This window comes from Pseudomonas sp. AK181 (assembly GCF_051122975.1).
Lineage (GTDB): Bacteria > Pseudomonadota > Gammaproteobacteria > Pseudomonadales > Pseudomonadaceae > Aquipseudomonas > Aquipseudomonas lactis.
Map to the genome: position 1 here is coordinate 3835936 of NZ_CP146348.1, position 26775 is coordinate 3862710.

A 26775-nucleotide genomic window follows, 5' to 3' on the forward strand; every position below is an offset into this window, starting at 1 on the left:
GGCAGCCCAGCACCTGCGACCACCCAATCTCAAACCGCCAAAACCAAAAAAGGCGCCAGACTGTTAAATCTGGCGCCTTTCGAATATGGGGTGGACGAAGGGGATCGAACCCTCGACAACGGGAGTCACAATCCCGTGCTCTACCAACTGAGCTACGCCCACCATATTGCGTTAACAAAGAAACCAAACCACTTCTTTGTTGAGCCCTGCCCCGCCTGACGACCGGGAAAAGCTTTAATTGGTGCGGATGAAGAGACTCGAACTCTTACGCCTCGCGGCGCTGGAACCTAAATCCAGTGTGTCTACCAATTCCACCACATCCGCGCTTGAAGCTCTTAAAGCAAAGGCGCCAGACTGTTAAATCTGGCGCCTTTCAGAATATGGGGTGGACGAAGGGGATCGAACCCTCGACAACGGGAGTCACAATCCCGTGCTCTACCAACTGAGCTACGCCCACCATATAGCGCTACTTGTGCCAAAGCTGCCTAATGGCGCACCCGGCAGGACTCGAACCTGCGACCATCCGCTTAGAAGGCGGATGCTCTATCCAGCTGAGCTACGGGCGCCTTATTAATCTGTACTCTTTAACGATTACAAACTAAGTGCTTCCAGCCTTGCAGTACAACTATTCTGCTCGACCTTCTTAACCAGTGCTAGGCTGTGCCCGACAAGTGCGACGAATAGTATAGATGCCCCGGAAACCCGTCAAATCTTTTTTGAAAAAAACTGATTTTATTTAAGGGGTTAGGGCAATTTGCAGACCAAGCGCCTTTGCCCTCGCGCCTTGGCATGCGAGAATGCGCGCACTTTTCTTCCCCCTCTCGATGGTTAATCACGCGTAATGACTGCACAACTTATCGACGGCAAATCAATCGCCGCCAGCCTGCGCCAGCAGATCGCCAAACGAGTCACCGAGCGCAGCCAGCAGGGCCTGCGCACGCCTGGCCTCGCGGTGATCCTGGTCGGCAGCGATCCTGCCTCTCAGGTTTATGTCTCGCACAAGCGTAAAGACTGTGAAGAGGTCGGCTTTATTTCCAAGGCCTACGACTTGCCTTCGGACACCACTCAACAGGCCCTGACCGACCTGATTGACAGCCTCAACGATGACCCGGCCATGGACGGCATCCTCCTGCAACTGCCGCTGCCAGAGCATTTGGACGCCTCCAAACTGCTGGAACGCATCCGCCCGGACAAAGACGTCGACGGTTTCCACCCTTATAACGTCGGCCGCCTGGCCCAACGCATTCCCCTGCTGCGCCCATGCACCCCTAAAGGCATCATGACGCTGCTGGAAAGCACAGGTGTCGACCTGTACGGCCTCGACGCCGTCGTGGTGGGCGCATCGAACATCGTCGGTCGCCCGATGGCCATGGAACTGCTGCTGGCCGGCTGCACCGTGACCGTCACCCACCGCTTCACCAAGGACCTGGCCGGCCATGTCGGCCGTGCCGACCTGGTGGTAGTCGCCGCCGGCAAGCCGGGCCTGGTCAAGGGTGAGTGGATCAAGGAAGGTGCCATCGTCATCGACGTGGGCATCAACCGCCAGGAAGACGGCAAGTTGGTGGGTGACGTGGTGTATGAAACCGCCCTGCCCCGCGCTGGCTGGATCACGCCGGTTCCAGGCGGTGTCGGGCCGATGACCCGGGCCTGCCTGTTGGAAAATACGCTGTATGCCGCAGAAACCCTGCACGGTTAATAACCAGGCATGATGAAAAAGCCCTGCCTTATCGCAGGGCTTTTTATTGCCCGTGAAAAACCCTTGTTGCAGGCTGTTATTGCGTTAAACAAACTAGCCAAAAGCCGCCACTCTTCCGGAATCAGAAATGCCTGGCATCTTCCCAAAGCCAGCCTTGCCTGGCATCGCGCTCAGGCGGTGGCGCTTGTTGCATCGAGTCAAACAAGCCCACGCTGCGCAGTTGTTCAACGTCACCCAATCCACTATTTCGCGCTGGGAAAGCGGCGTACAGGCAATCGACCCCTGCGCGCACCAACAGCTTGAGCAATTGCTCGCTGCCCGCCTTGATGCGGCCGCCGATCAAGCCTTGGCTCGCCTGGTCAGAGAAAGCTCACGACCCGTTCATCTCATGTGCAACCTGACCCACCGTCTGCTGGCTTGCTCGCCTGCCCGCGCAGCCCAATTCGCAAGCCCCGTCAGCGAATTGCTGGGGCGTTCGCTATGGCGCTTTGCGACACCGCAGATCATCAGCAAGGAACTCTCCCTGGATGAAACCGGGTGGAGGGAAGTCAGTGCGCCACCGGCGATCGAATTCGTCACCGGCCACAATGACTCACTGGTTGTGCCTATCAGCCAGAGCGGCTGTCGGTGGACGCGCATCCCTCTTTCAGACGGTACATCAGCGCGTTTGGTGGAGACGCTTTGACTGCCCTGCGCTATGCATATTGTATGCGTGGACGTTCAGCCTACCCGGGCTTAATCTGACTCCCTTCGCCACTGGAGACAGAAAACTTCATGAACATCGACAAAATCAAAGGGCGCCTCGAATTCCTGCGGGAAACGGAAAAACTCAAGGATGTACTCAGAAGTGCACACACCTCTTCCGGGCGCACCGAAAGCACGGCGGAACACAGTTGGCGTCTTTGCCTGATGGCCATTGTTTTCGAAGATCAACTGGCCGAGCTCGACATGCTGAAGATCCTCAAGATGTGTGTCATTCACGATCTGGGTGAGGCCATCAATGGAGACATCCCGGCCGTCAGCCAGGCCGCGTTTCCCAACAAGGGCGAGCAAGAGAGAGACGATCTTGTGCTTCTGACCTCGGCGCTGGATGAGCCGCTGAAAGCTGAGATATTGGCGCTCTGGGATGACTATGAACACGCACAGTCTGCGGAGGCAAAAGCCGTCAAGGCGCTGGACAAGCTGGAAACGCTGCTCCAGCACAATCAGGGCAAGAACCCACCGGACTTCAATTACGAGTTCAATCTGGCTTACGGCAAGAAGTACACAGATGCCGACCCTCTGTTTGAGCAACTTCGACAGCTTATCGATGAGGACACTCGGGAAAAAATATCAAAGCAGTAGGTTAAAAATCGCTACAAGCCCGACCAATCATCGGCTTACAGCCTTTATTTAAAGGCTCTCTATCGCTTTCTGATCCATACTCCTAAAATGTAACGTCATTTGTCACAAGATCCGTTCTACAACGGCATTTCCTTACTTTTTAGCGAGTTCATCCGCGTGAAAATTCGTCTTTCTATTATCAGCCTGTTTTTTGCTTTGACAGGCACCTTCGCCCACGCCGCCGAAACCACCCTGGCCCCGCGTGACGCCTCCAAGCTGCAGATCGCCTCCGGCAGCGCCATGCTGGTCGATTTGCAGACCAATAAAGTCATTTATTCCAGCAACCCCGACGTGGTGGTACCCATCGCCTCGGTGAGCAAGCTGATGACCGGCCTGATCGTCCTCGAAGCCAAGCAGAATATGGACGAGTACATCGACATCAACATCACCGACACGCCCGAGATGAAAGGCGTGTTCTCCCGGGTGAAGATCGGCAGCCAGATGCCGCGCAAGGAAATGCTGCTGATCGCGCTGATGTCCTCGGAAAACCGCGCCGCTGCGAGCCTGGCCCACCATTATCCTGGCGGTTACGCGGCCTTTATTGCGGCGATGAACGCCAAGGCCAAATCCCTGGGCATGACCAGCACACACTATGTGGAGCCCACCGGCCTGTCGATCCATAACGTGTCGACCGCCCGCGACCTGAGCAAGCTGTTGGCCTATGCGCGTAAATTCCCGATGCTGAGCCAGTTGAGCACCACCAAGGAAAAGACTGTGTCGTTCCGCAAGCCCAACTACACCTTGGGCTTCTCCAACACCGACCACCTGATCAACCGCGCCAACTGGGATATCAAGCTGACCAAGACCGGCTTCACCAACCAGGCCGGCCATTGCCTGGTGCTGGTGACGAGTATGGGCAACCGCCCGGTGTCGCTGGTGATCCTGGATGCCTTTGGCAAGTTCACCCATTTTGCCGATGCCAGCCGTATTCGTAGCTGGGTCGAGACCGGCAAAGGCGGCGCAGTGCCGGATGTGGCGCTGCGTTACAAGGCTGATAAAAACCTCAAGAATCGAGCGACCGCTACGGAAGTACGTCGATAAGCAACGATTTTACTGTGGGAGCGGGCTTGCTCGCGAATGCGGTGGGTCAGCCTAAGCATTCAGCGACTGACACGGCGCCTTCGCGAGCAAGCCCGCTCCCACAGCCCGCTCCCACATTATTTGAGTTTCACTTCTTCTCTGCCAAAACCTTGAGCGCTTGGGCAGCCGCTTGCTCCTGCCCCGCCTGCGCCGTGGCATTGGCCGCATCGCGCCAGCGTTGCCCGTCCACGTTGGCCGGCAACTGGCTCGGGCGCTGGGTCAGGATGGCCCAATGGCCCGCGCCCTTCCACGCCGACTCAAAGTCGCTGAAGCTCATGCTCAAGCGGCGCTCATTGCCTGAGCGCAACAGCACCGTACTCTTCTGCTGGTTGAACCCCACCACCACGACATAACGCGCCCCGGACCAATAGCTGGCGTTGATCCGCGCCATCACCGGGTAACCCGCCGCCACCTGCGCCAGCACGGCGGTCAGCTTGGCGTCCAATGGGTACACCATCAGCCCGTACTCACGCGCCAGCACCTGCATGTTGCGCTCAAGGTCCGCCTCGGCGCCGGGCAGGCGCAGCGGCTTATCAAGCAAACCCGGTGTCATGACAATGCCTTGTTGCGACAGCATGCTGGCAAGTGCCGTAGGACCGCTCTGATAAGCCTCACTGCGAAAGGTCGGCACGCCATTGAGTTCGACGCGCTCGGGCAAGCCAGGCAGTTTCGATGGAGTGTTGCTGGAACAGGCCGCCAACCCGAGGGCAACGGCCAGTAGCAAGGAAGTTTTAAGTTTCGACCGTAAGCGCAATTTTTTACTCTCTTGATCAACTGCCGGTAAAGGCCCCGATCATAGCCCAATCGCGCTTTCTCTATCCCGTAGGAGCGAGCTTGCTCGCGAAAAAATTGAGGGCGCCGCGTTTATTCAGGAAGCCCGCGTCATCGTTGACGTTTTTCGCGAGCAAGCTCGCTCCTACAGGAAGCCGCGCAAGATATCTATAGCCGACCCGTGCAATAAAGCGGTGACGATAGAGCAAACAAGTTGGACGGACTCGACCATTGGTCAATAGCAGGCAACCGCCAGCTGACTAGACTGTCCACTGAGAAGACTGTGTGTGCCCCAAGTGGGCGAAAGGAGGCCCGAATGAGCCTTGCGACAACGATTTTCCTGTTGATCTGTGGTTGGCTGGCCGTCGCCGCCGCCATGCTGTGGGGGGTCATGCGCGTGACGCGCCGGCATCATCACCCCCACGTCAAACCTGCTGAACCCGCCGAGCCGCGCAAGGCGACGGTGCATCACGCTTAGCCAGGCATGCAATTGAAGTCCTGGGTTGCGGCAATTTCCTTGCCGTGGCCGTCCTCAAGGGACGCGCGCACCGTGGTGCCCAGGCTCGACTCCACCAGGGTGTAGTGCTCACCCGCCTTGAAATGCTTGTACTCGATGCGGCCCTGGCAGTCCTGCTGGTTGTCGTCACCCGGCTCGTCTTCAAATAAGGTCACGTCCAGGCGATGGTCCCCCGGGGTCACTTCGAAATAGCGCCCATCGTCCACGCGCTTGCCATCGACACGCTCGGCCATCAGGTCATTCGGCGCTTCTTCCTGCAAGCCGATCCAGGCTTGGCTGGGGTCCGCCTTGGGGATCGGGCCGGCGCACGCCGACAACAAACAGACAAAGCCAAGGACGGGAACTAACAACAGTGGTTTAAGTGACATGACAGGGCTCCAAAGGGCATGAATGAAAAGGTCGTATCCGATGGCTGACAAGCTTGATGAGCTGCCCTACCGAGAACAAATGAATCCCTATGAAAGGATCTTCAGCCGTTAACTAAAACTTCCTTCACCTGGCTGAAAGGTGCGTGTTAGGTGGGTCGGGCAAGACTGCCGGGGTTTGCAAACCTGCTCTTCTCGGAGACTCACGCATGCTCGGGCTGGTAAAGACCGCACTGCACAAGCCGTACACCTTCATCGTGCTGGCTATATTCATCTGCATCATCGGGCCGATGGCGGCCCTGCGCACGCCCACGGATGTTTTTCCCGATATCGGCATTCCCGTGGTCGCCGTGGTCTGGCAGTACAACGGCCTGTCCCCGGACGCCATGGCCGGTCGGGTGATCTACACCTACGAACGCTCCCTGAGCACCACCGTCAACGACATCGAACATATCGAGTCGCAATCGTTGCCCGGCATGGGCATCGTCAAGATCTTCTTCCAACCTGGCGTGGATATCCGTACCGCCAATGCCCAGGTCACGGCGGTGTCACAAACCGTGCTCAAGCAAATGCCACCGGGCATCACTCCGCCGCTGATCCTCAACTACAGCGCCTCCACGGTGCCGATCCTGCAAATGGCGTTCTCCAGCCCTAGCCTTTCGGAAGCCAGAATTCGTGACCTGGTGCAGAACAATATCCGCCTGCCCTTGAGCGCCCTGCCCGGCCTGGCCATGCCCACGCCGATGGGCGGCAAGCAACGGCAGATCACCCTCGACCTCGACCCCCAAGCCCTCGCCGCCAAAGGCTTGTCGGCTCAGGATGTGGGCAATGCCCTGGCGCTGCAGAACCAGATCATTCCGGTGGGCACTGCCAAGCTGGGCCCCAACGAATACACGATCCTGCTCAACAACAGCCCCAAGGCCATCAATGAGCTCAACGACTTGCCGATCAAGACCGTCGACGGTGCGCTGATCACCATCGGCCAAGTGGCCCATGTGCGCGACGGCTCACCGCCGCAAACCAACATCGTGCGGGTCGACGGCCATCGCGCCGTGCTGATGCCGGCGCTGAAAAACGGCAGCATTTCCACGCTGTCGATCATCGACGGTATCCGCCAGATGCTGCCGCGCATCAACGAAACCCTGCCGCCGTCATTGAAAACCTCGCTGCTGGGCGATGCGTCGGTGTTCGTCAAACAGTCGGTGGGCAGCGTGGCCCAGGAAGGCATCATTGCCGCATTGCTCACCAGTGCGATGATCCTGCTGTTTCTCGGCAGTTGGCGCTCGACCTTGATCATCGCCGCGTCGATTCCCCTGGCGGTGCTTTCGGCCATCGCGCTATTGGCTGTCAGTGGGCAAACCCTCAACGTCATGACGCTGGGCGGACTGGCGTTGGCCGTGGGCATCCTTGTGGATGACGCCACGGTGACCATCGAAAACATCAACTGGCACCTGGAGCAAGGCAAGGCGGTGAAGACCGCGATTCTCGACGGCGCCGCGCAAATCGTCGGCCCGGCGTTCGTCTCACTGCTGTGCATTTGCATCGTGTTCGTGCCGATGTTTTTGCTGCAAGGCATCGCCGGTTACCTGTTCCGGCCGATGGCATTGGCGGTGATCTTCGCCATGGCCAGTTCGTTCATCCTCTCACGCACCCTGGTGCCGACGCTGGCGATGTTTTTGCTCAAACCGCATAGGCCCGAGCCTGGCGCGGGGCATCATCCGGAAGATGCATTCATCAATCACCATGAAGGTGAACAGCACCTGAAACCGCGCAATGCGTTGCTGCAATCGGTGCTGAATTTTCAACAGGGATTCGAGCGGCACTTTTCCAATATCCGTGACACCTACCATGGCCTGCTGACGCTGGCACTGGGCGCACGCAAGCGCTTCATTGTCGGGTTCCTGGCGTGTGTATTGGCGTCGTTCCTGCTGTTGCCGAGCCTGGGCCAGGACTTTTTCCCGGCCACCGATGCGGGTGCCTTGGCCCTGCATGTGCGCTTGCCCCTGGGCACGCGCATCGAGGAAAGCGCCGCGGCGTTCGACCGCATCGAAGCGCGGATCCGCGAGGTCATCCCCGCCGAAGAACTGGACACCATCGTCGACAATATCGGCATTCCGCTCAGCGGCATCGACATGGCCTACAGCAGCAGCGGCACCATCGGCCCGCAGGACGGTGACATCCAGGTCAGCTTGAAAACGCACCACGCGCCCACCGCCGACTATGTGAAAAAACTGCGTGAAGCCCTGCCGCAAAGTTTCCCCGGCAGCCACTTTGCGTTCCTGCCCGCCGACATCAGCAGCCAGATCCTCAACTTCGGTGCTCCCGCCCCGCTGGACGTCAAAATCTCCGGGCGCAATGACGCAGAAAACCGCGCCTATGCCGTCGAGCTTGAACGGCGCTTGCAGCATGTACCGGGGATTGCCGACCTGCGTATCCAGCAGTCCACCGGCTACCCCTCGCTGCAAGTGAATGTAGACCGCATGCGCGCCAATGGCCTGGGTATCACCGAGCGTGACGTCACCAACAGCATGGTCGCCTCCCTCGCCGGCAGCTCGCAAACCGCGCCGACCTTCTGGCTCAACCCGGCCAACGGCGTGTCTTACTCCATCGTCGCCGCCACCCCGCAATACCGTCTCGACAGCCTGCCGTCCCTGGAAGCGCTGCCGGTGACCGGTGCCAATGGCCAGGCGCAAATCCTCGGCGGCGTGGCAACTATCTCCCGGGTACAAAGCCCGGCCGTGGTGACCCACTACAACATCGAACCGACTCTGGACCTGTACGCCAACGTGCAAGGCCGCGACCTCGGCGGTGTGGCCCGCGATGTGCAAAAGGTGCTGGATGACACGGCGTCCATGCGCCCCAAAGGCGCGACCATCAGCCTGCACGGACAGATCGACGCGCTGCATGAGGCGTTCAGTGGTTTGAGCTTCGGGTTGCTCGGCGCGGTGGTGCTGATCTATCTGCTGATCGTGGTCAACTTCCAGTCGTGGGCTGACCCCTTTGTGATCATCACGGCGTTACCGGCAGCATTGGCGGGCATCGTGTGGATGCTGTTTCTCAGCGGCACCTCGCTGTCGGTACCGGCACTCACCGGCGCCATCTTGTGCATGGGCGTGGCGACCGCCAACTCGATCCTGGTGGTGAGCTTCTGCCGTGAGCGCCTGGCCGAACATGGCGATGCGTTGAAAGCCGCGCTGGAAGCGGGCTACACACGCTTTCGCCCGGTGTGCATGACCGCCCTGGCGATGATCATCGGCATGCTGCCCCTGGCGATTTCCGAGGAGCAGAACGCCCCGCTCGGCCGGGCAGTCATCGGCGGTTTGATCTTCGCCACCATCGCCACTTTGTTGTTTGTTCCCGTGGTCTTCAGCCTGGTCCACGGCCGTCATCCTACTCGCGCAACTGCTGGAGAAACGCCCCATGTCGCCTGATCAAAAACCCTCGCGCAAGCGCCTGATGCTCCTGGGTGTCGGTGGCCTGACGTTGGCTGCCCTGCTGGTCGCCAGCGGCCTGCATGCGCGCACGCTGCACGAGCAATCGGTCACCGCCTGGACCGAAGCCGCCGCTGTCCCCCAGGTGATGGTGTTCCAACCCAAGCCAAACGCCGGCGGTGACACCCTGCGCCTGCCCGCCCATCTGGAGGCGTGGAGCCAGGCGGCGATCCATGCACGGGTCAGCGGCTACTTGAAGGACTGGAAAGTCGATATCGGTGCCCAGGTCAAGGCCGGGCAAATCCTCGCCGAAATCGACAGCCCGGACCTCGACCAACAACTGGCCCAGGCCCATGCGCGTCTGATCCAGCAACAAGCCAACGCACGCCTGGCAGCCACCACGGCGACCCGCTGGCAAAACCTGCTGGCCAGCCATTCGGTATCGCGCCAGGATGCCGATGAAAAAACCTCCAACGCCGCAGCCGCCAAGGCCAACACCGAAGCCGCCGCAGCAGACTATGCGCGACTGTGCGCCCTGGAAAGCTACAAGACCCTTCGCGCGCCGTTCGCCGGCACCATCACCGCCCGCAACACCGACATTGGCCAGTTGATCAAGGCCGATAACGCCAGCGATCCGGAACTGTTCAACATTGCCGACACCCACCAACTGCGTTTGTATGTGCCGGTGCCGCAGAACTATGCAGCGGTCATCCATACAGGCCTTGAGGCCGAACTGACCGTCCCCGAGCACCCTGGCGAGCACTTCAAGGCGCGCCTGATTGGTGACTCCACCGCCATCGACCGCCGCTCCGGCACCCTGCTCGCCCAGTTCGTCGCCGAAAACCCCAACGGCGAACTGCTGCCGGGCGATTACGCCGAAGTCACCCTGCCGATTCCGGCCGACACCCATGGCGTGAGCATCCCGGCCAGCGCCTTGATCTTCCGCGCCCAGGGCACCCAGGTTGCGGTACTGGACGGGCGCAACCATGTGCACCTGCAAGACATTCATATCGGCCTGGACCTCGGCGAGCGCCTGGTGATCGACCAGGGCCTGAAGCCTGCTGACCGCATCATCGACAACCCGCCCGACGCCCTGCGCGAAGGCGACCCGGTGCAACTGGCCGACGCCTCGGGAGGTGCCCATGCGCCCAAGGCTTAAGCCGCTGGCGGCGTTGATGCTGCTGGCGTTGCAGGGTTGCTCGATGGCACCCATCTATACAGTGCCGTCGGTTGAGCTGCCCGCGAACTACCGTGAACAAACCAGCGATGGCCCCTGGCACAGCGCGCAACCGTCGGACCAATTGGCGCCCCAGTGGTGGCAGCTTTACAACGATTCGCGCCTGAACGCGCTGCAACAGCAACTGCTCAAGGCCAACCCGGACCTGGCCGCGGCGCTGGCGCACTTCGATGCGTCCCAGGCCTATGCCAGTCAACTGCACGCGGGCCTTTTCCCGCAAATCACCGCCAGCGCGCAACCGCAGCGACAGCGTCAATCGGATTCACGACCGTTGCGCGGCACTACACAGCCGTCGGTGTACAACAGCAATACCGCTGGGTTCTCCCTGGGTTACGACCTCGACCTGTGGGGCAGAATCCGCAACCAGGTCGCTGCAGGCGATGCCCAGGCGCAAGCGTCCTTTGATGATCTGGCGGTGGTGCGCTTGAGCCTGCAACAGCAGTTGGCGAGCCTGTATGTGCAGCTCAATGGTCTGGATGCACAGCGCCGAATCCTCAACACGTCGTTGCAGGACTTCAGCAAAGCGCTGCAACTGACCCGCAGCCGTTATGAAGGCCAGATTGCGTCGGAACTGGACCTGACCCGTGCACAAAACCAACTGGCCGAAGCCCAGGCACAGCTGGATGAAGTGCGTGGTCAACGCAACCTCGCCGAGCATGCCATCGGCGAATTGGTGGGCGTGACGGCCAGTGATTTTTCATTACCGCCCAGCTCACAGTTAATGGCGTTGCCTGGCATTCCTGCGCAGTTGCCCAGCCACCTGCTGCAGCGTCGCCCGGACATTGCCGCCGCTGAACGCCGCGTGTTTGCAGCCAACGCGACGATCGGCGTGGCCAAGGCGGCGTGGTTTCCGGATTTTAGTTTGACCGGTGTGCTGGGCGGGCAGACCCAAGGCGTCGGTAACCTGCTGTCCGCCGGCAACCGGTACTGGGCGCTGGGGCCGCTGATGAACCTGCCGATCTTCGATGGCGGGCGCTTGAGCGCCAATGAGCGCCAGGCCAAGGCCGAGTTCGAGGAGGCCTCGGCACAGTACCGCAGCCACGTACTGAAAGCCGTGCGTGAGGTGGAAGATAACCTCGCACAACTGCGGGATTTGCAGCAGCAAGCCGAGGACGAGCAAGCGGCGGCAGAGGCGGCGCAACATACCCAGGCCTTGGCGATGAACAGCTATCAGGCCGGGGCGGTGAGTTACCTGGACGTGGTCACCGCCCAAACCGCTGCGTTGCAGGCGCAGAGAACGTTGCAGGCGGTGCAGACCCGGCAGTTGCAGGCGAGCGTGGGACTTTTGACCGCACTCGGCGGCGGCTGGCAGCCGGGTTAATGATCGTTCCCACGCTCTGCGTAGGAATGCACCCTGTGACGCTCCGCGTCACGATTTTAAGAGCGGACGCAGAGCGTCCTGAGCGGCATTCCCACGCGGAGCGTGGGAACGATCAGGCTGCGAGTTTGCCGCTGGCGATGGCCGCTGAAGCAGCTAGCATGGCGCGCAACAACACCGCACACCCTGCCGCCAGGTCATCCGGCGCGGCATTTTCGATTTCGTTGTGGCTGATGCCGCCTTCACACGGCACAAAGATCATCCCCGCCGGGCCCAGCTCAGCCACGAAGATCGCGTCGTGCCCTGCCCCGCTGACGATGTCCAGGTTCGACAAGCCCAAGCCATTCGCCGCATCGCGCACCGCCTCCACGCAGCCTTTGTCAAAGTACAGCGGCGGGAAGTCCGCCGTGGGCTGCAGGTCGAAACTCAAGCCATGTTTGGCGCAGGTGTCCTCGATCACCTGGCGCACCTGGGCAATCATCGAATCCAGCCGTGCCGGTTCCAGGTGACGAAAATCCAGGGTCATGCGCACTTCACCGGGAATCACGTTGCGCGATCCCGGATACGCTTGCAGGCAACCCACCGTGCCGCATGCGTGGGGCTGGTGCGCCAACGCCGCCGCGTTCACGGCGGCCACCACCGCGGCCGCGCCTACCAGGGCGTCCTTGCGCAAGTGCATGGGTGTAGGGCCGGCATGGGCCTCAACACCGCGCAGCTTCAGGTCAAACCACTTTTGCCCGAGGGCGCCGAGCACCACGCCGATGGTTTTGTGTTCATCCTCCAGAATCGGCCCTTGTTCGATATGGGCCTCGAAATACGCGCCGACCTTATGCCCGCTGACCGGCCGCGTTCCCGCATAACCAATCGCGTTCAACGCCTCCCCCACGCTGACCCCATCGGCATCCACTTTGGCCAGGGTATCGGCCAGGGTGAACTTCTCGGCAAACACCCCTGAGCCCATCATGCACGGCGGGAAGCGCGAGCCTTCTTCGTTGGTCCATACCACCACTTCCAGCGGCGCTTCGGTTTCCACCTTGAGGTCGTTAAGGGTGCGCAGCACTTCCACACCGGCCAGCACGCCGAAGCAACCGTCGAACTTGCCGCCGGTGGGCTGGGTGTCGATATGGCTGCCGGTCATCACCGGTGGCAGGTCGGGATTGCGGCCGGGGCGGCGCGCGAAGATATTGCCGATGCCGTCGACGGTCACCGTGCAACCCGCCGCTTCACACCACTGCACGAAGAGGTCGCGAGCCTTGCGGTCGAGGTCGGTGAGGGCCAGGCGACACACACCGCCCTTGGGGGTGGCGCCGAGTTTGGCCAGGTCCATCAGCGACTGCCACAGACGGTCGCGGTTGATGTGCTGATGGGTCGATTGCAGAACGTCGAGGGCAGCGTTCATGGGGGTCTCCTCAGGCTACAGGTTCTTATGAATTAACGCGGTCAACTGTGGGAGCTGGCTTGCCTGCGATAGCGGTGTGTCAGTCGACACGGCTTTAACTGATAATCCGCTATCGCAGGCAAGCCAGCTCCCACCTGGACCGTGTTTACAACGGGGATTTGGCGGTGAGTGGACTGCTAGCACGCTTGGCATTGAGCCCGTAATACAACACCCCGCCCAACGCCGAGCCGGTGAACCAGCCGTAGCTGTAGAACCAGCTGAACGCGTCGCTGCCCAGCGACAGCAGCGTCAGCACCACCGGTACGCCAAAGGCGACAAAGCCGCTCCAGTTCCAGGCCGGGTACACGTCATCGCGGTACAGGCCGGCCAGGTCCAACTGTTGTCTGCGGGTTATGAAATAGTCCACCACCATGATCCCGGCAATCGGCCCCAGCAGGCTCGAATAACCCAGCAGCCAATTGGAATACACGGTTTCAAGACTCACGTCCGAGACGATCAGCCCGAGTTTTTTCAGCAGTTCATGGGCCATCAGCGCCAGCCCTACCAGGCCGGTAAGGATCACGGCTGTGGTGCGGTTGATCAGCTTGGGCGCGATGTTCTGGAAGTCGTTGGTGGGCGAGACGATGTTCGCCGCGGTGTTGGTGGACAAGGTCGCGACGATGATCAGCGCCATGGCGATGGCCACCCACACCGGGCTCTGGATATGACCGATCAGGCTCACCGGGTCGGAGACGCTGACCCCCACCAGTTTCACCGAGGCGGCAGTCATGACCACGCCAAGGGCAGCGAACAGGAACATGGTCAGCGGCAAGCCAAAGATCTGCCCCAGAATCTGGTCTTTCTGGCTGTTGGCGTAGCGGCTGAAATCGGGAATGTTCAGCGACAACGTGGCCCAGAAACCCACCATCGCCGTAAGCCCCGCCATGAAGTAACCGGTGAGGCTCGCGCCTTCGGGGCGCTTGGGCGGGATCGCCATCAACTCGCTGAGGGACACGTTCGGCATCGCCCATACCAGCAGGCCAACTCCCACGGCGACCAACAGCGGCGCCGACAAGGTTTCCAGGCGCTTGATCGACTCGGCGCCGCGCAGCACCACCCATAGGTTCAAGCACCAGAACAGCATGAAACCGATCACCTCACCGGTACCGCCGAGGGCTTTCCAGCCATCGAAAATCGAGCCCAGAAACAGGTGGATCGCCAGCCCGCCGAACATGGTCTGGATACCAAACCAGCCGCAGGCCACCAGCGCGCGGATCAGGCAAGGCACGTTGGAACCAAGGATTCCAAAGGACGAGCGCAGCAGCACCGGAAACGGAATGCCGTACTTGGTGCCGGGAAACGCGTTGAGGGTCAGCGGGATCAACACCACGATATTGGCCAGCAGGATCGCTACCAGCGCCTCCCCCACCGACAGCCCGAAATACGCCGTGAGCACCCCGCCCAGGGTGTAGGTGGGCACGCAGATCGACATACCGACCCATAGCGCCGTGATGTGCCATTTGTTCCAGGTGCGCTCGTGCACTTTGGTAGGTGCCATGTCGTGGTTGTAGCGAGGGCTGTCGAGGACGTCGGGGCCGGCGTCGAGTTCGTACAGGCCGTTGCGCTCGATAACTTGCGATCTGTTCTGTTGCATGGCCGCTCCACGGTTTTTTTAAAATTATTGTTGCTCACCTGCACGCTAGGTTCAGGTGGCCGGAGTACCGCATCGACAACATGACATCCAGGGTTCCGGCCAACTGCCCGTGCACTCAATAACCGTGCCGACAACCGCCTCTGAACCCGCACCGCTTATATAACGTACTGATGTTTATCAGCTTTCCAATTGAGCCTGCGGTACTTGCCGTATGCGTCAGGCTAAACAATACGCAAGTTGCTCGAACTTCAGGTCTCAATCTGGTGCATCACAATTATTTTTATTTCTCGACGCCGTCAAGCGGCATATCTCAAGCGCCTGATTTGCAATAAGAAATATTGATCAGATCAAGAACCTGTCAAGTGCGTCAAAACAGGGTGGGCGTGCTTCATTTTGGTGAAAACAGGATTTTTCTTATATAAATCAATAAGATAAAACCTATAAATGTTTGCGAAAAATCTTCTTGCTCATTCGAAAAACTCGGGCTAGTTTCTATTCCTGTCACCGATGACAGGAATTAACCAGCCCTCGGTATGCGGTATTACAACACTTAGAACTGGCACAAGCCGGTCAAGCCTGTGAGGAACTCGACATGTCGCTGTTGATCCGTGGCGCCACCGTTATTACCCATGATGAAAGTTACCGCGCCGACGTGTTATGCGCAGAGGGTCTAATTCGCGCCATTGGCACGAATCTGGATATTCCCGCAGGCTGCGAAATACTCGATGGCAGCGGCCAATACTTGATGCCGGGCGGCATCGACCCCCATACCCATATGCAACTGCCCTTCATGGGCACCGTGGCCAGTGAAGACTTTTTCAGTGGTACGGCGGCAGGCTTGGCCGGTGGTACCACGTCGATCATCGACTTCGTGATTCCCAACCCGCAGCAATCGCTGATGGAAGCTTTCCACCAGTGGCGCGGCTGGGCCGAAAAGTCTGCCGCCGACTACGGGTTTCATGTAGCAATCACCTGGTGGAGCGAGCAGGTACGCGAAGAAATGGCCGAGTTGGTCAGCCACCACGGCATCAACAGCTTCAAGCATTTCATGGCCTACAAGAACGCGATCATGGCCGCCGACGACACCTTGGTGGCCAGTTTCGAACGCTGCCTGGAACTCGGCGCCGTGCCCACCGTGCATGCCGAAAATGGCGAGCTGGTGTATCACCTGCAACGCAAACTGATGGCCCAGGGCATCACCGGGCCGGAAGCCCATCCGCTGTCGCGCCCCTCCCAGGTGGAAGGCGAAGCGGCCAGCCGTGCCATCCGGATTGCCGAAACCATCGGCACGCCGCTGTACCTGGTGCATGTGTCGACGAAGGAAGCCCTGGATGAAATCACCTATGCCCGAGGCAAGGGCCAGGCGGTGTACGGTGAAGTGCTCGCCGGCCACCTGTTGCTCGATGACAGTGTGTATCAACACCCCGACTGGCAGACCGCCGCCGGCTATGTGATGAGCCCGCCGTTCCGCCCGCGCGGGCACCAAGAGGCACTGTGGCATGGCCTGCAAGCGGGCAACCTGCACACCACCGCCACCGACCACTGCTGCTTCTGCGCCGAGCAAAAAGCCGCCGGACGTGATGACTTCAGCAAGATCCCCAACGGCACCGCCGGCATTGAAGACCGCATGGCGCTGCTGTGGCACGAAGGCGTCAATACCGGGCGTTTGTTGATGCAGGAATTTGTCGCGCTGACCTCCACCAACACCGCGAAGATCTTCAACCTCTACCCTCGCAAAGGCGCGATACGTGTGGGCGCCGATGCCGACCTGGTGCTATGGGACCCCGAGGGCACGCGGACCATTTCCGCCAAGACCCACCATCAGCAGGTGGACTTCAACATCTTCGAAGGCAAGACCGTGCGCGGGGTGCCTAGCCATACCATCAGCCAGGGCAAGCTGGTGTGGGCCGATGGGGACCTGCGCGCCGAGCGAGGGGCCGGACGGTACGTGGAGCGGCCGGCGTATCCGTCGGTGTTCGAGCAGTTGAGCAAACGGGCAGCGCTTTCCAAGCCGGTGGCTGTGAACCGCTGAATCCAAAAAAAGCGGACGCGGAGCGTCCAGTGAGGCATTCCCACGCAGAGCGTGGGAACGATCGCCCATCAGAGGCAGCACCTCAATAACCGTGAGGCCAACACCGTGATCCAGACCCTGACCCACCTCCCCCACCCCCGCGAAGACGGGGCCACCCTCGCCAGCCAGTTCACCGACCTGGCACCGCCGCTCAACACCCGACAGGCCCAGCTGGAAGCCTCGCGCTGCTTGTACTGCTACGACGCACCCTGTGTGAATGCGTGCCCCAGCGAAATCGACATCCCGTCATTCATCCGCAATATCCACACCGACAACGTGCAAGGCGCCGCGCAGAAAATTCTCTCGGCCAACATCCTGGGTGGCAGCTGTGCACGGGTATGCCCGACGGAAATCCTTTGCCAGCAAGCCTGCGTACGTAATAACGCCGAAGAATGCGCCCCCGTGTTGATCGGCCTGTTGCAACGCTACGCCATCGACAACGCGCACTTCAGCGAACACCCGTTCCAACGCGCCGCGCCCACCGGCAAGCGCATCGCCGTGGTCGGCGCCGGGCCTGCCGGTTTGGCCTGCGCCCACCGCGCCGCCTTGCACGGCCATGACGTGGTGATATTCGAAGCGCGGGAAAAAGCCGGCGGCCTGAACGAATACGGAATCGCCAAATACAAACTGGTGGACGACTTTGCCCAGAAGGAGCTGGATTTTCTCCTGCAGATTGGCGGCATCGAGGTTCGCCACGGCCAGCGCCTGGGCGACAACCTGACCTTGAGCGAACTGCACCAGCAGTTCGATTCGGTGTTCCTCGGCCTGGGTCTCGCGGCCAGCAAACAGCTGGGCCTGCCCTTTGAGGACGCCCCGGGCCTGCTTGCCGCCACCGACTATATCCGCGAACTGCGCCAGGCCGACGACCTCACCCAACTGCCCCTGGCCGACCGCTGCATCGTGCTCGGCGCCGGCAACACTGCCATCGACATGGCCGTGCAAATGGCCCGCCTCGGTGCCCGCGATGTCAACCTGGTGTACCGCCGTGGCCTGGCCGACATGGGCGCGACCCACCACGAACAGGACATCGCCAAAGCCAATCAAGTCCGGCTGTTGACCTGGGCCCAACCCGACGAGGTGCTACTCGACGACCAAGGCCGCGTGCGCGGCATGCGCTTTGCGCGCACCCGCCTGGAAAACGGTCGCCTGCTGCCGACCGGGGAAACCTTCGAACTGGCCGCCGATGCGATCTTCAAGGCAATCGGGCAAGGCTTTGACAACGACGCCCTGCACGATCCGCTGGCCCAACAACTGCACCGCGTCGGCGAGCGCATCTTCGTCGATGAGCAACTGCGCACCAGCATCCCTGGGGTGTATGCCGGCGGCGACTGCGTCAGCCTCGGCCAGGACCTCACCGTGCAGGCGGTACAACATGGCAAGCGGGCCGCCGAAGCCATGCACGCCCAACTCATGCTGACCGTGGAGGCTGCGTAATGGCCGATCTCTCGATTGTATTCGCCGGTATCAAAGCGCCCAATCCGTTCTGGCTGGCCTCCGCGCCGCCCACCGACAAAGCCTACAACGTGGTGCGCGCCTTCGAGGCCGGCTGGGGTGGCGTCGTGTGGAAAACCCTGGGGGAAGATCCAGCGGCGGTGAACGTGTCGTCGCGTTACTCCGCGCACTATGGCGCCAACCGCGAAGTGCTGGGCATCAACAATATCGAACTGATCACCGACCGTTCCCTGGAGATCAACCTGCGGGAAATCACCCAGGTGAAAAAAGACTGGCCGGACCGCGCGCTGATCGTCTCGCTGATGGTGCCCTGTGTCGAAGAATCCTGGAAAAACATCCTGCCCTTGGTGGAGGCGACCGGCTGCGACGGCATCGAGCTGAACTTCGGCTGCCCCCACGGCATGCCCGAACGGGGCATGGGCGCCGCCGTCGGTCAGGTACCGGAGTACGTGGAGCAAGTGACGCGCTGGTGCAAGACGTATTGCTCACTGCCGGTGATCGTCAAGCTCACGCCGAATATCACCGATATCCGCGTAGCGGCACGGGCGGCCTATCGCGGTGGCGCGGATGCGGTGTCGCTGATCAACACCATCAACTCCATCACCAGCGTGGACCTGGAACGCATGGTCGCCCTGCCGGTAGTCGGCACCCAAAGCACCCATGGCGGTTACTGCGGCTCGGCGGTCAAGCCGATTGCGTTGAACATGGTTGCCGAAATCGCCCGTGACCCACAGACCCATGGCCTGCCGATCTGTGGCATCGGCGGTATCGGCACCTGGCGGGATGCCGCGGAGTTTGTTGCCCTGGGTTGCGGCGCGGTGCAGGTGTGCACGGCGGCGATGCTGCATGGGTTTCGCATCGTTGAAGAAATGAAGGACGGCTTGTCGCGCTGGATGGACAGCCAGGGCCACGCCAACCTGCAAGCGTTTTCGGGGCGGGCGGTGGGCAATACCACGGACTGGAAGTACCTGGACATCAACTACCAGGTTATCGCCAAGATAGACCAAGAGGCGTGCATTGGCTGTGGGCGTTGCCATATTGCCTGCGAGGACACCTCGCACCAGGCCATTGCCAGCTTGAAGCAGGCTGATGGCACGCATCTGTATGAGGTGATCGACGATGAGTGCGTAGGCTGCAACCTGTGCCAGATCACCTGCCCGGTGGCCGACTGCATCGAGATGGTGCCGATCGATACCGGCAAGCCGTTTTTGAACTGGACTCAGGACCCGCGCAATCCTTACCGGGAGGCGGTGTAACCCTAGCCCCTCGTTCCCACGCTCCGCGTGGGAACGCATCCTGTGAAGCTCGGCGTCACGCTGGCAAGAGCGGACGCGGAGCGTCCAGGGCGGCATTCCCACGCAGAGCGTGGGAACGATCAGCTCAAGGCTCCAACCCAATCCCGCGCAAAATCACACCGGTCACGGTCTGAATGGCTTTCTCGAACTGCCTGTCCGACAACGGCTGGTGATCATTCAAGATCTTCACCTGGTGGTCGAAGTCGGCATAGTGCTGGGTCGAGGCCCAGATCATGTACAGCAGGCTCGACGGTTCCACCGGCAGGATGCGTTTGTCTTGCACCCATTGGCGAATCTTCGCTTCCTTCATCTTGGCCCAGTCGTACAGGCTTTCATCCAGGGCCTCGCCGAGTGTGGGCGCGCCGTGAATGATTTCATTGGCCCAGACCTTGGAGCCATACGGCCGGGTGCGCGAGCGCTGCATCTTGGCGCGGATGTAGCTGCTGAGCACTACACGGGGGTCGTCGAAGGTTTCAAAGCTCAGGGCGTCCTGCTTCCACAACTCCAGCAGGTCGAACAGCACCGCGCTGTACAGCTCGCTCTTGGTGGTGAAGTAGTAATGCAGGTTGGAGCGCGGCAGTTGCGCTTCTTCGGCGATGTCGGCCATGGCGGTGCTGCCATACCCCTTGTTGGCGAAGACCTTCTCCGCCGCCAGCAGGATTTTCTCGACGTTGACCCGACGAATTCCGATCTTGTGATTGCCCATAAGGGCTCCCTGACAACAACACGACCTAAAGACTACCACCGGCTCTAGATCGGGGCGACAGGCCAAGCCGAAACTTCGTACACTGCCGGCTCCTATCCTCTGATCGGTATTGAACAATGTTGCTCAAGAAGTCCCTGACCGCTGCTGTCCTGTTCACTGCCCTGCTGGGCGCCTCGGCGGCGTTTGCCCACGCCCACCTCAAGAGCGCGCAACCTGCGGCTGACAGCAATGTCGCCGCCCCGAAAGACCTGCGCCTGACCTTCAGCGAAGGCGTCGAAGCCACCTTCACCAAGGTATCCCTGAGCAAGGACGGCACCGAAATTGCCATCAAGGGCCTGGAAACACCGGACGCCAACAAGAAAACCCTGGTGGTCACGCCTGCCGCTCCGCTGGCAAGCGGCACCTATAAAGTCCAATGGCATGCAGTGTCCGTCGACACTCACAAAAGCGAAGGCACTTACAGCTTCAAGGTCGGCCAATAACCCATGGCAACCCTGCTGGTGCTGTGCCGCTTCCTGCATTTCATCGTCGTGCTGTTGATGTTCGGGGCCTGGGTGTTCAGGCCCTGGCTGCTCGGCGCGCACGTGCAGCCGACACTGGACCGGCAACTGCTGCGCATCACCCGTGGCCTGGCCGGGTTGGGGCTCGTCACCGGTGTTGTGTGGTTGCTGTTGATCACCGCCAGCATGGCCGGCAGTTGGGACGCGGCGCTGCAACCGGCCACCCTCCAGTTAGTACTGGGCAAGACCTTTTTTGGCCAGGTATGGGCCTGGCATCTGCTGCTGAACCTGCTGCTGGTGATCGTGCTGATCAAGCCCTGGCCGGCCTTACGCTTGCCGCTGCTCGCCCTGCTGCTGGCAACCCTGGCACCCGTAGGCCACGGCGCCATGCTCGACGGGCTGAGTGGGCAGTTGCTGATCCTCAACCAAGTGGTGCACCTGCTGTGCGTTGGGGCCTGGCTCGGTGGGTTGCTGGTGTTGGTGCTGATCCTCAGGCATGCGCAAGACCATCGCTTGGAGCCGATTTTGCGCCGCTTCAGTGGCGTGGGATATGGCCTGGTCGGCGGCCTGCTGGTAACCGGTTTGATCAACGTGCGCGTGCTCACTGGGCAACTGTGGCCCACGCCGCTGTTCCAAGGGTTTGCCTTGATCCTGCTGATCAAGGTGGGACTGGTGCTGGGCATGCTCGGGTTGGCGTTGTTGAACCGGTTGCGTATCAAGCGCTGCGAGCAACGCCTGGGCAGTTTGAGAGCCAGTGTGATGATGGAGTGGCTGTTGGGCATTGCAGCGGTGGCTGCGGTTTCCCTACTTGGCACCCTGCCGCCGATGGTCATCGCTGGCTGAAAAGTCTTGTGCAGTGCAATCAATGTGGGAGCTGGCTTGCCTGCGATGACGGTGGATCAGTGACTGCATACTGTCTGACTCGCCGCCATCGCAGGCAAGCCAGCTCCCACACTGACCGAGCCCCCATCAGTTGAATCGTTTCACCCAAGTCATCGTATAACTTCTGCTTGACACGCCCCGAAAACCTCGCAAATATCGCGCTCAATGTTGTACGACGACGTATAACAAATAATAAAAACAACAAAACAAAGGGAGCCTCACTGTGAGTCAATCCGCCCGTCATTCCTGCACGCGCCTGGGCCTTCTCGGCCTCGGCAGCCTGGCCGTCACCCTGCCGCTGGGTGCCCATGCCGAAGGCTTTATCGACGACGCCAAGGCCACGCTCAATCTGCGTAATGCCTACTTCAACCGCAACTTCACCAACCCCACCAACCCCCAGGGCAAGGCCGAAGAGTGGACGCAGAATTTTATCCTCGATGCCAAGTCCGGCTTTACCCAGGGCACGGTCGGCTTCGGGATTGACGTGTTGGGCCTGTATTCGCAAAAGCTCGATGGCGGCAAAGGCACCGCCGGCACGCAACTGCTACCGGTACATGACGATGGCCGCCCCGCCGACAATTTCGGGCGCCTGGGTGTCGCGCTGAAAACCAAACTGTCGAAGACCGAATTGAAGGTTGGCGAATGGATGCCGGTGCTGCCGATCCTGCGTTCCGATGATGGCCGTTCCCTGCCCCAGACCTTTCGTGGCGGACAAATCACCTCCAATGAGATTGCCGGGCTAACCCTCTATGGCGGTCAGTTTCGCGGCAACAGCCCACGCAACGACGCGAGCATGGAAGACATGTTTATGAACGGCAAAGCTGCGTTCACCTCAGACCGCTTCAACTTCGGCGGCGGCGAATACACCTTCAATGACAAACGTACCCAGGTCGGCCTGTGGTACGCCGAACTGACTGATATCTACCAACAGCAGTACCTCAACCTCACCCACAGCCAGCCAGTGGGCGACTGGACTCTGGGCGCCAACCTCGGCTTCTTCAACGGCAAGGAAGACGGCAGCGCCCTGGCCGGCGACCTCGATAACAAAACCCTGTTCGCCCTGCTCTCGGCCAAATACAACGGCCACACCTTCTACGTGGGTCTGCAAAAACTCAGCGGCGACAGCGCCTGGATGCGCATCAACGGCACCAGCGGCGGCACCCTGGCCAACGACAGCTACAACGCCAGCTACGACAACGCCAAGGAAAAGTCCTGGCAGGTGCGCCACGACTTCAACTTTGTGGTACTCGGGGTTCCGGGGCTGACCCTGATGAACCGCTATATCAGCGGCAGCAACGTACACACGGGCGCGATCACCGACGGCAAAGAGTGGGGGCGTGAGTCGGAACTGGCCTACACCGTGCAGAGCGGTGCACTGAAGAACCTCAATGTGAAGTGGCGCAACTCGACCATGCGCCGGGACTTCAGCAATAACGAGTTCGATGAGAACCGGATTTTTATCAGCTATCCGATTTCGTTGTTGTAGGTTCCGGGGTCGAACTCGACCTCAAAGGTGCCGCACATCCATGTGGGAGCTGGCTTGCCTGCGATAGCGGTGGGTCAGTTACCACCCCCTTTTCTGACTCACCGCTATCGCAGGCAAGCCAGCTCCCACATTTGATCTCATGGGCCTGGAAGGAAGTTGACAACACCCGGAATCCCTAACACTATTTCCGCATAGTCATACGACAACCTACAACAAAAATCTGGAAGGCCCATGACCACCACCACCCTCACTCCCTTCAACCGCCTGCTACTCACCGGTGCCGCCGGCGGCCTGGGCAAAGTCCTGCGTGAACGCATGCGTCCTTATGCCAACGTGCTGCGCCTTTCGGATATCGCTGAAATGGCCCCCGCCACCGATGCTCGCGAAGAGGTACAGACCTGCGACCTGGCCGACAAACACGCCGTGCATCAGTTGGTAGAAGGCGTCGACGCCATCCTACACTTTGGCGGCGTGTCAGTGGAACGCTCGTTCGAAGAGGTGCTGGGCGCGAACATCAGTGGCATTTTCCATATCTACGAAGCCGCCCGCCGCCACGGGGTCAAGCGGGTGATCTTCGCCAGTTCCAACCATGTGATCGGTTTCTACAAGCAGGGCGAGCAACTCGACGCCCACTCCCCGCGCCGCCCGGACAGTTACTACGGCCTGTCCAAGTCCTACGGCGAAGACATGGCCAGCTTCTACTTCGACCGCTACGGCATCGAGACCGTGAGCATTCGTATCGGCTCCTCGTTCCCGCAACCGCAGAACCGCCGGATGATGCACACCTGGCTGAGTTTCGACGACTTGACCCAACTGCTCGAACGCGCGCTCTACACCCCCAACGTCGGCCACACCGTGGTGTACGGCATGTCGGCCAACCTTGATACCTGGTGGGACAACCGCTACGCCGCACACCTGGGCTTTGCGCCCAAGGACAGCTCCGAAGTGTTCCGCGCCGAGGTCGAAGCCCAACCGCCCGTGGCCGCCGATGACCCGGCCAAGGTCTACCAGGGCGGTGCGTTCTGCGCGGCGGGGCCGTTCGGTGACTGAGTGCCCAGCAACCCAAGGGAATGACCATGTGCGCTGAATTGATTGTCGACGCCCGTAACGCCGTGGGCGAATGCCCGGTGTGGGTGCCTGAAGAAAACGCGCTGTATTGGGTGGATATCCCCAACGGCGGCCTGCAACGCTGGAGCGCCGCCACCGGCCATCTGGCGGCGTGGAAAGCCCCGCAAATGCTCGCCTGTATTGCCCGCACCAACACGGGTAACTGGGTGGCTGGCATGCAAACCGGCTTCTTCCAGCTCACGCCGCACAACGACGGCAGCCTCGACACCACGCCGCTGGCCAGCATCGAGCATTCACGCAAGGACATGCGTTTGAACGATGGCCGCTGCGATCGCCAGGGCCGTTTCTGGGCCGGCAGCATGGTGCTGGACATGGGCCTGAACGCCGCCGAGGGCGTCCTTTATCGCTATGCGTCCGGGGCTACGCCCCACATGCAACTGGACGGGTTCATCACCCTCAACGGCCTGGCCTTCAGCCCCGACGGTCGCACGATGTACGCCTCCGATTCGCACCCGAAGGTGCAACAGGTCTGGGCGTTCGACTACGACATCGAGACCGGCACGCCGTCCAATCGCCGCGTATTCATTGATATGAACAACTTCCCCGGGCGTCCCGACGGTGCGGCCGTGGACGCCGAGGGCGGCTATTGGATCTGCGCCAACGACGCCGGGCTGATTCACCGTTTCACCCCCGACGGTCGCCTGGACCGCTCCCTGAGCGTGCCGGTGAAAAAACCCACCATGTGCGCCTTTGGTGGCAGCCGCCTGGACACTTTGTACGTCACGTCTATCCGTGACGATCCGAGTGAACAGTCGCTGTCCGGTGGCGTGTTCGCCCTCAACCCCGGCGTCCAAGGGCTGCCCGAACCCCGCTTCATCGTTTAATCGCTGTGCCTTGAATACAACAATAACAAGACAGGAGTGACTTTCATGGACTTCAAACGCACCTTGCTCGCCGCTGCAATCTTCACCCTCAGCAGCGCCGCCCACGCGCTGGAAATCAAGTTCGCCGACATCCACCCCGCCGGCTACCCCACCGTGGTCGCCGAAGAGAACATGGGCAAGGCCCTGACCAAGGCGAGCAACGGCGAGCTGACCTTCAAGTACTTCCCCGGCGGTGTGCTGGGCTCCGAGAAGGAAGTGGTCGAACAGGCCCAGGTCGGCGCCGTGCAGATGACCCGCGTCAGCCTCGGTATCGTCGGCCCGGTGGTGCCGGACGTGAACGTGTTCAACCTGCCGTTCGTGTTCCGTGACCAGGCGCATATGCGCAAGGTCATCGATGGCGAGATCGGCGACGAGATCCTCGCCAAGATCACCAACTCCGAGTTCGGCCTGGTGGCCCTGGCCTGGATGGATGGCGGCACGCGCAACCTCTACACCAAGAAACCGGTGCGCAAGATCGAAGACCTCAAGGGCATGAAGATCCGCGTGCAAGGCAACCCGATTTTCATCGAGGCCTTCAACGCCATGGGCGCCAACGGCATTGCCATGGACACCGGCGAGATCTTCAGCGCCCTGCAGACCGGGGTCATCGACGGCGCGGAAAACAACCCGCCAACCTTGCTGGAACACAACCATTTCCAGAACGCCAAGTACTACACCCTCACCGAACACCTGATCCTGCCTGAACCCATCGTGATGTCGAAAATCACCTGGAACAAGCTCGACCCCGCCCAGCAGGACATGGTCAAGGCCGCTGCCAAGGCCGCCCAGGCCGATGAGCGCGTGCTCTGGGACGCTAAGTCCGCCAGCAGCGAAGAGAAACTCAAGAAGGCCGGCGTGGAGTTCATCACGGTCGATAAAAAGCCCTTCTATGAGGCCACCGCCGCGGTGCGTGCCAAGTACGGTGCGCCGTATGCAGACATGATCAAGCGCATCGACGCGGTTCAATAACCTCCCCTGCCCTGCATAAGGCCCGGCGCGGTCGGTATCGACGCGCCCGGTCACGGTGAACGCCATGAAGACTTTACTGCTGCGCTTCAATGACCGCCTCTACATGACCTGCATCTGGGTCGCCGGCCTTTCGGTGCTGGGGGTCGCCTTGATCATCCCCTGGGGTATCTTCACCCGCTACGCCCTCGGCACCGGTTCCAGCTGGCCGGAGCCCACCGCTATCCTGCTGATGCTGGTGTTCACCTTTATCGGGGCCGCCGCCAGTTACCGTGCCGGTGCGCACATGTCGGTGGCGATGATCACTGACCGCTTACCGCCCGCCCAACGCCGCCTCGTCGGCATCCTCTCGCAACTGCTGATGGGCACCATCTGCGTATTCATGACGATTTGGGGCGCCAAGCTGTGCCTGTCCACCTGGAACCAGTTCATGAGCGCCATCCCTACCCTGCGCGTGGGCATCACCTATATGCCCATCCCGATTGGCGGCGTGCTGACCCTGGTGTTCGTGGTCGAAAAGCTGCTGTTCGGTGACCAGAGCAACCGCAAGGTGGTGCGTTTCGACCTGGTTGAAGAAAACGAAGGGGCTGCCTGAT

At 60.7% G+C, this 26775-nt stretch carries 23 protein-coding genes and 4 tRNA genes; 18 read left to right on the forward strand and 9 right to left on the reverse strand.

Annotation, left to right across the window (positions count from 1 at the left end; all coding sequences use genetic code 11):
- Positions 1-86: 86 nt before the first annotated feature.
- The 4 genes from V8689_RS17345 to V8689_RS17360 all read right to left on the reverse strand — a co-directional run bounded on the left by V8689_RS17345 (position 87) and on the right by V8689_RS17360 (position 566).
- Positions 87-162, reverse strand: a tRNA-His gene (locus V8689_RS17345).
- A gap of 77 nt (positions 163-239) precedes the next feature.
- A tRNA-Leu gene (locus V8689_RS17350) sits at positions 240-324 on the reverse strand.
- A 57-nt stretch (positions 325-381) separates the two neighbouring features.
- A tRNA-His gene (locus V8689_RS17355) sits at positions 382-457 on the reverse strand.
- 32 nt (positions 458-489) lie between these two features.
- Positions 490-566 (reverse strand) — tRNA-Arg (locus V8689_RS17360).
- Between the two features lie 275 nt (positions 567-841).
- Between V8689_RS17360 and folD the strand changes: the two genes are divergently transcribed.
- The 4 genes from folD (at position 842) to pbpG (ending at position 4120) form a co-directional block, all read left to right on the forward strand.
- Complete coding sequence (gene folD / locus V8689_RS17365; protein ID WP_047711205.1) at positions 842-1696, forward strand: bifunctional methylenetetrahydrofolate dehydrogenase/methenyltetrahydrofolate cyclohydrolase FolD; 855 nt, start codon at positions 842-844, stop codon at positions 1694-1696.
- Positions 1697-1823: 127 nt separating this feature from the next.
- The gene (locus tag V8689_RS17370; protein WP_056787974.1) at positions 1824-2381 is read left to right on the forward strand and encodes a helix-turn-helix domain-containing protein; all 558 of its coding nucleotides are present in this window, start codon (positions 1824-1826) and stop codon (positions 2379-2381) included.
- Between the two features lie 89 nt (positions 2382-2470).
- A complete protein-coding gene (locus V8689_RS17375; RefSeq protein WP_056787977.1) occupies positions 2471-3040 on the forward strand; it encodes an HD domain-containing protein in 570 nt (189 codons plus the stop codon).
- A 156-nt stretch (positions 3041-3196) separates the two neighbouring features.
- The gene (pbpG, locus tag V8689_RS17380) at positions 3197-4120 is read left to right on the forward strand and encodes a D-alanyl-D-alanine endopeptidase (RefSeq protein ID WP_056788069.1); all 924 of its coding nucleotides are present in this window, start codon (positions 3197-3199) and stop codon (positions 4118-4120) included.
- A 127-nt stretch (positions 4121-4247) separates the two neighbouring features.
- On the opposite strand, the gene V8689_RS17385 is transcribed toward pbpG, so the two are convergent.
- Positions 4248-4913, reverse strand: coding sequence for a peptidase C39 family protein (locus V8689_RS17385; RefSeq protein WP_056787979.1), 666 nt, complete (start codon positions 4911-4913; stop codon positions 4248-4250).
- Between the two features lie 333 nt (positions 4914-5246).
- On the opposite strand from V8689_RS17385, the gene V8689_RS17390 reads away from it, so the two are divergent.
- A complete protein-coding gene (locus V8689_RS17390) occupies positions 5247-5408 on the forward strand; it encodes a hypothetical protein (RefSeq protein ID WP_177343014.1) in 162 nt (53 codons plus the stop codon).
- Here the strand turns inward: V8689_RS17390 and V8689_RS17395 are convergent.
- On the reverse strand, positions 5405-5815 hold the full coding sequence (locus V8689_RS17395; protein ID WP_003192269.1) for a hypothetical protein: 411 nt from the start codon (positions 5813-5815) through the stop codon (positions 5405-5407). The two genes, V8689_RS17390 and V8689_RS17395, sit on opposite strands and share 4 nt — an antisense overlap.
- A 206-nt stretch (positions 5816-6021) precedes the next feature.
- Here V8689_RS17395 and V8689_RS17400 point away from each other — a divergent pair, with 206 nt between their 5' ends.
- Genes V8689_RS17400 through V8689_RS17410 form a run of 3 tightly spaced genes read left to right on the forward strand, consistent with a single transcriptional unit; the run spans position 6022 to position 11801 of the window.
- Positions 6022-9243 (forward strand): efflux RND transporter permease subunit, encoded by a 3222-nt coding sequence (locus tag V8689_RS17400; RefSeq protein ID WP_056787981.1) that lies wholly within the window; start codon positions 6022-6024, stop codon positions 9241-9243.
- The gene (locus V8689_RS17405; protein WP_056787984.1) at positions 9233-10402 is read left to right on the forward strand and encodes an efflux RND transporter periplasmic adaptor subunit; all 1170 of its coding nucleotides are present in this window, start codon (positions 9233-9235) and stop codon (positions 10400-10402) included. Before V8689_RS17400 ends, V8689_RS17405 begins: the two co-directional genes overlap by 11 nt.
- Complete coding sequence (locus tag V8689_RS17410) at positions 10386-11801, forward strand: efflux transporter outer membrane subunit (protein ID WP_056787987.1); 1416 nt, start codon at positions 10386-10388, stop codon at positions 11799-11801. The genes V8689_RS17405 and V8689_RS17410 overlap by 17 nt, the downstream gene beginning before the upstream one ends.
- A 112-nt stretch (positions 11802-11913) precedes the next feature.
- Here V8689_RS17410 and V8689_RS17415 read toward each other — a convergent pair whose 3' ends face one another.
- Positions 11914-13197 carry a Zn-dependent hydrolase gene (locus V8689_RS17415; RefSeq protein WP_056787990.1) on the reverse strand — a complete coding sequence of 428 codons (1284 nt, stop codon included), beginning with the start codon at positions 13195-13197 and terminating at the stop codon, positions 11914-11916.
- Between the two features lie 145 nt (positions 13198-13342).
- A complete protein-coding gene (locus V8689_RS17420; protein WP_056787992.1) occupies positions 13343-14830 on the reverse strand; it encodes an NCS1 family nucleobase:cation symporter-1 in 1488 nt (495 codons plus the stop codon).
- Positions 14831-15422: 592 nt separating this feature from the next.
- Here V8689_RS17420 and hydA point away from each other — a divergent pair.
- From hydA to preA, 3 genes are all read left to right on the forward strand, one after another.
- A complete protein-coding gene (gene hydA, locus V8689_RS17425; RefSeq protein ID WP_056787995.1) occupies positions 15423-16862 on the forward strand; it encodes a dihydropyrimidinase in 1440 nt (479 codons plus the stop codon).
- 105 nt (positions 16863-16967) lie between these two features.
- Positions 16968-18335, forward strand: coding sequence for an NAD(P)-dependent oxidoreductase (locus V8689_RS17430; RefSeq protein ID WP_056788071.1), 1368 nt, complete (start codon positions 16968-16970; stop codon positions 18333-18335).
- On the forward strand, positions 18335-19609 hold the full coding sequence (gene preA / locus V8689_RS17435; RefSeq protein WP_032896497.1) for an NAD-dependent dihydropyrimidine dehydrogenase subunit PreA: 1275 nt from the start codon (positions 18335-18337) through the stop codon (positions 19607-19609). Before V8689_RS17430 ends, preA begins: the two co-directional genes overlap by 1 nt.
- Positions 19610-19733: 124 nt before the next feature.
- Here preA and V8689_RS17440 read toward each other — a convergent pair whose 3' ends face one another.
- Positions 19734-20354 carry a TetR/AcrR family transcriptional regulator gene (locus tag V8689_RS17440; protein WP_014719000.1) on the reverse strand — a complete coding sequence of 207 codons (621 nt, stop codon included), beginning with the start codon at positions 20352-20354 and terminating at the stop codon, positions 19734-19736.
- Positions 20355-20470: 116 nt separating this feature from the next.
- On the opposite strand from V8689_RS17440, the gene copC reads away from it, so the two are divergent.
- From copC to V8689_RS17475, 7 genes are all read left to right on the forward strand, one after another.
- Positions 20471-20836 (forward strand): copper homeostasis periplasmic binding protein CopC, encoded by a 366-nt coding sequence (gene copC, locus V8689_RS17445; protein WP_056787998.1) that lies wholly within the window; start codon positions 20471-20473, stop codon positions 20834-20836.
- 3 nt (positions 20837-20839) lie between these two features.
- Positions 20840-21697: a copper homeostasis membrane protein CopD gene (gene copD / locus V8689_RS17450; RefSeq protein WP_056788002.1), complete on the forward strand. Its 858-nt coding sequence runs from the start codon at positions 20840-20842 to the stop codon at positions 21695-21697.
- A 262-nt stretch (positions 21698-21959) separates the two neighbouring features.
- Complete coding sequence (locus V8689_RS17455; protein WP_056788005.1) at positions 21960-23222, forward strand: OprD family porin; 1263 nt, start codon at positions 21960-21962, stop codon at positions 23220-23222.
- A gap of 231 nt (positions 23223-23453) precedes the next feature.
- Entirely contained in the window at positions 23454-24272 is an 819-nt protein-coding gene (locus tag V8689_RS17460) for an NAD-dependent epimerase/dehydratase family protein (RefSeq protein ID WP_056788007.1), read from the forward strand.
- A gap of 26 nt (positions 24273-24298) precedes the next feature.
- Positions 24299-25174, forward strand: coding sequence for an SMP-30/gluconolactonase/LRE family protein (locus V8689_RS17465; protein WP_056788011.1), 876 nt, complete (start codon positions 24299-24301; stop codon positions 25172-25174).
- Positions 25175-25219: 45 nt separating this feature from the next.
- Positions 25220-26182: a TRAP transporter substrate-binding protein gene (locus V8689_RS17470; RefSeq protein WP_003192291.1), complete on the forward strand. Its 963-nt coding sequence runs from the start codon at positions 25220-25222 to the stop codon at positions 26180-26182.
- A gap of 64 nt (positions 26183-26246) precedes the next feature.
- Entirely contained in the window at positions 26247-26774 is a 528-nt protein-coding gene (locus tag V8689_RS17475; protein ID WP_056788014.1) for a TRAP transporter small permease, read from the forward strand.
- Position 26775: the final 1 nt, after the last annotated feature.